At 72.7% G+C, this 6,143-nt stretch carries 2 protein-coding genes and 2 pseudogenes; 2 read left to right on the forward strand and 2 right to left on the reverse strand.

The window, feature by feature from the left end; all coding sequences use genetic code 11:
* Both ACFUEL_RS32925 and dnaE read left to right on the forward strand, forming a co-directional pair.
* Positions 1-1,112: pseudogene (locus ACFUEL_RS32925) on the forward strand (hypothetical protein); the annotation flags it as partial.
* A 241-nt stretch (positions 1,113-1,353) separates the two neighbouring features.
* Positions 1,354-4,905, forward strand: coding sequence for a DNA polymerase III subunit alpha (gene dnaE, locus ACFUEL_RS32930; RefSeq protein WP_380240775.1), 3,552 nt, complete (start codon positions 1,354-1,356; stop codon positions 4,903-4,905).
* A gap of 375 nt (positions 4,906-5,280) precedes the next feature.
* Here dnaE and ACFUEL_RS32935 read toward each other — a convergent pair whose 3' ends face one another.
* Positions 5,281-5,868: a histidine phosphatase family protein gene (locus ACFUEL_RS32935; RefSeq protein ID WP_380240777.1), complete on the reverse strand. Its 588-nt coding sequence runs from the start codon at positions 5,866-5,868 to the stop codon at positions 5,281-5,283.
* Between the two features lie 48 nt (positions 5,869-5,916).
* Positions 5,917-6,143, reverse strand: a pseudogene (locus ACFUEL_RS32940) (pyruvate, phosphate dikinase); the annotation flags it as partial.

Genomic DNA, 6,143 nt, shown 5'->3' on the forward strand with positions numbered 1-6,143 from the left:
CGCGGGCCGCGACGGTCCCGCTCGGCGCGCTGGCCGCCGGGCACCCCCGTCCGGCGACCGCCCTGCTGGCCGCCTCCGGCCCGTGGGGCTGGGCGGGGTGGGCGCTCGGCGGGACGGCCGGCGGCTTCGACCGGTCGCACCTGCCGGCGGCGGCCGCGCTGGCCGCCTGCGCCGGCGTCGCCCTGGTCGCGGCCGACCGTTCCCTGGCGTCCTTGCCGACGGCCGGCCTGGCGCTGCGTTCGCGGGCGGCCGGCCGGGCCCGGACCGGCCTGCTGCTGCTGGACTTCCGGCAGGTCGCCCTGGTCGCCCGGTCCGTCGCCCGGTCCCGGCGGACCGGCCCCGGCCTCCGGTTGCCGGTGCCGCGCTCCCCGCGGCTGGTGCTGTTCTGGCGGGACGCCGCCGTGCTGCTGCGCCGCCCCGGCCGGCTCGCCGCGGCGGCGGCCTGGGCCGGGGGCACCGTCCTGCTGCTGCACGCGGCCCGGCTCTGGGCGGCCCGCGCCGACCCGGCCCCGGTGACCGCCGCCTGGCTGGGCTGCCTGCTGAGCCTCGGCCCCTACCTGGCGGCCGCGGCCCTGGTGGAGCCGGCCCGGGAGGAGACCGACCGGCCGTCGCGCACCGCGCTGCTCCCGTTCGCGCCGGGCCGGGTCGCGCTCTCCCACCTGGTGGTGCCGAGCGTGCTGCTCGCCGTGCTGGGCGCCGCCGCGGCCACGGCCGTCGCGCTGCTGCTGCCGGTCCCGGGGCCGGTGCTCCGGGGCGTCCTGCTGCTGTTCACCGCGGGCGCCCCCGCGCTGGTCGGCGCGGCACTCCTCGGCGCCTACCGGGGGCCGCTCAGGTACGAGCTGATGGCGTTCTCCGCGGACTGGTTCGGCGCGCTCCCGTTCGTCCTGTGGTACGGCGCCCCGGCCCTGGTCGCGGTCGCGGTGGCCGCCCCGCTGCTCTGGCACGCCGCCACCGCCACCGCCCTCACCGGCCCGGCGGTGCTCCGTTTCGCCGCCACCGCCGCCCCGGCCGTCGCGTTCGCCGCCCGGCGGATCCTCCGCTCGGCGGGCCGCCCCGACGGGCCCCGATCCGGTCGGGTCCGGTGGGCGTCGGACCCGGCCCGAGCGGACTAGTGCCGCGTCAGGCAGCCTTTGCCGTGAAGGAGCGGCTCCCCCAGCCCCGAGGGGGGCTGGGAGGTGCCCCCTTGGTGCGTTCTCTCGGCGTGCCGGCCGGAAGCCCTCGTACTGGGTGTACTTGGGTTTTCGGCCGGTGCGGCGAGAGGGCGTGCCGGGCGTCGCGACGGGCGAAGGTTGCCTGACGCGGTACTAGGGTGGGGGCTTCGTCCGCCGTCGAGCCGCAAGGAGCGCACCCGCCGTGTCCGACAGCTTCGCCCACCTGCACGTCCACACCGAGTACTCGATGCTGGACGGGGCCGCGAAGAACGGGAAGCTGTTCGCCGAGGCGGAGAGACAGGGCATGCCCGCCATCGCGATGAGCGACCACGGCAACATGTTCGGCGCGTACGAGTTCTTCCACGCGGCCGCGAAGAGCTCGGTGAAGCCGATCATCGGCATCGAGGCGTACGTGGCGCCGTCGTCGCGGTTCCTGAAGAAGCAGGTGTTCTGGTCGCCGGGCGGGCAGCGGCCGACCGGTTCGGACGGCGAGGGCGGCAAGGACGTCTCCGGTGGCGGCCGATACACCCACATGACGATGTGGGCGCAGAACGCGACCGGGCTGCGCAACCTGTTCAGGCTCTCCTCGCTGGCGTCGATGGAGGGCTACTACATGAAGCCCCGGATGGACCGGGAGCTGATCGCCGCCAACGCGGGCGGCATCATCGCTACCACCGGCTGCCCGTCCGGGGAGGTGCAGACCCGGCTGCGGCTGGGCCAGTACGAGGAGGCGGTGAAGGCGGCCGCCGCGTACCAGGACATCTTCGGGAAGGAGAACTACTTCCTGGAGCTGATGGACCACGGCCTGTCCATCGAGCAGGACGTGCGCGCCGACCTGCTGCGGCTGGCCAAGCACCTGAACATCCCGCTGCTGGCCACCAACGACTCGCACTACGTGACCGCCGACCAGGCGGACGCGCACGACAGCCTGCTGTGCGTCGGCGTGGGCAAGAACAAGGACGACCCGAACCGGTTCAAGTTCAACGGCTCCGGCTACTACGTGAAGACCGCCGAGGAGATGCGCGAGCTGTTCCGCGACCTCCCCGAGGCGTGCGACAACACGCTCGCGATCGCCGAGCGGATCGAGTCGTACCAGGAGGTGTTCACCTACGTCGACCGGATGCCGCAGTTCGACGTGCCCGAGGGCGAGACCCAGGCGTCCTACCTGCGCAAGAAGATCGCCGCGGGCCTCCAGCACCGCTACGGCGACAACCCGAGCCAGGAGGTGCTGGACCGGGTCGAGCTGGAGATGGGCGTGATCACCCCGATGGGGTTCGACGCGTACTTCCTCGTGGTCGCCGACATCTGCCAGTACGGGCGCGACAACGGCATCCCGGTCGGTCCGGGCCGAGGTTCGGCGGCGGGTTCGATGGTGGCCTACCTGACCGGCATCACCCAGCTCGACCCGCTGGAGCACGACCTGCTGTTCGAGCGCTTCCTCAACCCGGAGCGCATCAACCCGCCGGACGTCGACATCGACTTCGACGACCGCCAGCGCGACCAGATGGTGCGCTACGTCACCGACAAGTACGGCTCGGCGTACACCGCGCAGGTCAACACCTTCGGCACCATCAAGGCCAAGGCGGCCGTGAAGGACGCCAACCGGATCCTCGGCTACCCGTTCTCGATGGGCGACCGGATCACCAAGGCGATGCCGCCGGACGTGATGGGCAAGGGCGTGCCGCTGGCCGACCTGTTCAACGAGAAGCACCCGCGGTACAACGAGGGCACCGAGATCCGCTCGCTGTACGAGAACGAGCCGGACGTCAAGAAGATCATCGACACCGGCCTGGGCATCGAGGGCCTGATCCGCGGCACCGGCGTGCACGCGGCCGCGGTGATCCTCTCCTCGACGCCGCTGCTCGACCTGATCCCGCTGCACATGCGGGACAAGGACGGCACCATCATCACCGGCTTCGACTACCCGTCGTGCGAAGCCATGGGCCTGATCAAGATGGACTTCCTGGGTCTGCGGAACCTGGGCATCATCGACCACTGCATCAAGATCGTGAAGGCCAACCGGGGCGTCGACGTCGACATCGACAAGATCCCGATCGACGACCCCACCACCTACCAGTTGCTCGCCCGCGGCGACACCCTGGGCGTCTTCCAGCTCGACGGCGGCCCGATGCGCGCCCTGCTGCGCCTGATGAAGCCCACCGAGTTCGCCGACATCTCCGCCGTCTCCGCGCTGTACCGGCCCGGCCCGATGGGCATGAACTCGCACACCAACTACGCGCTGCGCAAGAACGCCCAGCAGGAGATCATCCCGATCCACCCGGAGCTGGAGGAGCCGCTCAAGGAGGTCCTCGGCCCCACCTACGGCCTGATCGTCTACCAGGAGCAGGTGCAGCGTGCCGCCCAGGTCCTCGCCGGGTACTCGCTCGGCCAGGCCGACCTGCTGCGCCGCGCGATGGGCAAGAAGAAGAAGGAGGTGCTGGAGAAGGAGTTCGTGCCGTTCCACGCGGGCTGCAAGGAGCGCGGCTACTCGGACGAGGCGATCCAGGCGGTGTGGGACGTGCTGGTCCCGTTCGCCGGCTACGCCTTCAACAAGTCGCACTCGGCCGCGTACGGCCTGGTCTCCTACCAGACCGCCTACCTGAAGGCGAACTACCCCGCCGAGTACATGGCGGCGCTGCTCACCTCGGTCGCCGACGACAAGGACAAGATGGCGATCTACCTGGCCGAGTGCCGGGCGATGGGCATCCGGATCCTCTCCCCGGACGTCAACGAGTCCGTCGTCGACTTCACCGCCGTCGGCAGCGACGTCCGCTTCGGCCTGAAGGCGGTGCGCAACGTCGGCGTCCCGGTGATCGAGTCGCTGGTGGCCACCCGGGAGGCGAAGGGCAAGTACACCTCCTTCGCCGACTTCCTGGACAAGGTCGAGCTGGTGGTCTGCAACAAGCGCACCGTCGACTCGCTGATCAAGGCCGGCGCCTTCGACTCGCTCGGCCACACCCGGCTGTCGCTCAGCAGCGTCCACGAGAGCGCGATCGACGCCGTCACCGGCGTCAAGAAGCAGCAGGCGATCGGCCAGGACGACCTGTTCGCGATGCTCGGCGGCGACGACACCCCCGCCATCGGCCTGGACTTCCAGCTCACCGACCGGGAGTGGCCGCGCAAGCAACTCCTCGGCCTGGAACGGGAGATGCTCGGCCTGTACGTCTCCAGCCACCCGCTGGACGGCGCCGAGCACATCCTCACCAAGAACCGCGACGTCTCGCTCGTCGACCTGCTGAACTCCGGCCGCACCGAGGGCGAGGTCCGGCTCTCCGGCCTGATCACCGGCGTCGACCGGCGGATCAACAAGGCGGGCAACGCCTGGGCGATCATCACCCTGGCCGACCGCGACGGCTCGATCGAGGTGCTGTTCTTCCCCGCCGCCTACCAGCTGATGTCCGCCCAGATGGTCGAGGACAACGTCATCTCCGTCCGCGGCCGGCTCAACGACCGGGACGGCACGCTGAGCATCTTCGGCCAGGAGATCACCACCCTGGACATGTCCTCCGCCGAGCTCGGCACCAAGCCCCCCGTCCAGATCACCGCCCCGGTCGGCCGCCTCACCCCCGACGTGGTGGCCGAGCTCAAGAGCACCCTCCTCGCCCACCCCGGCGACGTGCCGATCCGGCTGCTCACCACGGGCTGGGACAAGAACACCCTCTACGAGCTCGGCTTCACCGTGAACCCCGACAACGGCCTGGCCTCCGACATCAAGACCTTCCTGGGGCCGCACTGCTGGCAGGGCACCATCTGACCCGGACCGGGAGACCGGCTACTCCCCCCGCCCCGGGTGGGAGGAGGCGGTCTCCCGGACCTCCCGGACCTCCCGCCAGGACGCCGGCTCCGCCGGTGCCGGTACTGCGGCGGCCGGGGCGCCGTCCGGGCCCGGACCGACCGCTCCTACGCCGGCACCTGCCGAGTGTTCACCCCCGGCCCGACCGACGGCACTTCGACCGACCCTCCGCCACCCGCCCGCCCCCGCCCCGGCCCGGACCGGAGCCCGCCGAGCCGTCCCCCGCACCCGCACCCGGGCCCGAGCCCGAGTCGTCCGCGGCGGGCCTCCCCCGTGGCGAAGCCGGATAGGGCGCCGGCGGCACCGCGACGGAGGCGAAGAAGGCGGAACAGCCGCTCAGGGGCGGGTGCCGGTGCCGAACCCCGTCCAGCGCAGCTCGGCCGGCAGGTGGCCCATGTCGTTGTACAGCAGGACCGTCGGTGCGTCGCCGGCGCGGTACTCGATCACGGTGAGCGCCGCGTTCCCGCAGTTCAGCCCGAGCCAGCGGGCCGGCGGCGCGCCCAGGGCGTCCCGGAGCAGCCAGGCCACCTGGTAGGCGTGGGTGACCAGGACCTCGTGCGTCTCGGCGGCGGCGGGGCGGGCGAACCTGCCGGTCAGCGCGTCGGCGGCGCGGCGCGCCCGCTCGGCCTCCTCGGCGCCGTAGCCGTCGAAGAACGCCGCCCACGGCGGCGGCACGTCCTCGGGCACGTGCGGGACGTGGTCGACCAGTTCGGGTGCTTCGCGCACGGCGGCGCCCGGCAGGCGGGTGCCCACGATCTGCGCGCAGTACGCCGCCCTGGGCAGCGGCGAGTGCCAGACCGTGTCGATCGGCAGGGCGGCCAGCCGCTCGCCGAGCAGCTCCGACTGCCGCTCCCCGGCGTCGGTCAGCCGGCCGAAGGCGTCGGCCGCCCCGTGCCGCGCCAGGTAGAGGTGCCGGGTCGCCATGGCTGGGTCTCCTTCCGGTGCGGGGACCGGGGTGGTGCGGGGGCCGGTTCAGCGGTCGCGCAGGGCGGCGTGGGCCGCGGCGAGGCGCTGGGCCTCCTCGCGGGGGGAGTGGTCGCCCGAGGCGTCGTCGGCCCAGGCGAGCAGCCGCCGCAGGTGCGGGCCGGCGGCGCCGGTGACGGTGCGGGGGCGGCCGAGGACCAGCTCGCCGCTGGTGCCGTCGACGGTGACGAGGGTGCCTTCCGGGAGGGTGCGGCCGCCGGCCGTCACGCAGGCGC

Origin of the sequence: Kitasatospora sp. NPDC057198, from assembly GCF_042670125.1 — a bacterium.
In the GTDB taxonomy this organism is placed as follows: Bacteria; Actinomycetota; Actinomycetes; order Streptomycetales; family Streptomycetaceae; genus Kitasatospora.

What these genes read in the sequence shown, in the direction of transcription:
- ACFUEL_RS32935 (WP_380240777.1), bottom strand. Translation starts at nt 5,868, where the DNA reads ATGGCGACCCGGCACCTCTACCTGGCGCGGCACGGGGCGGCCGACGCC.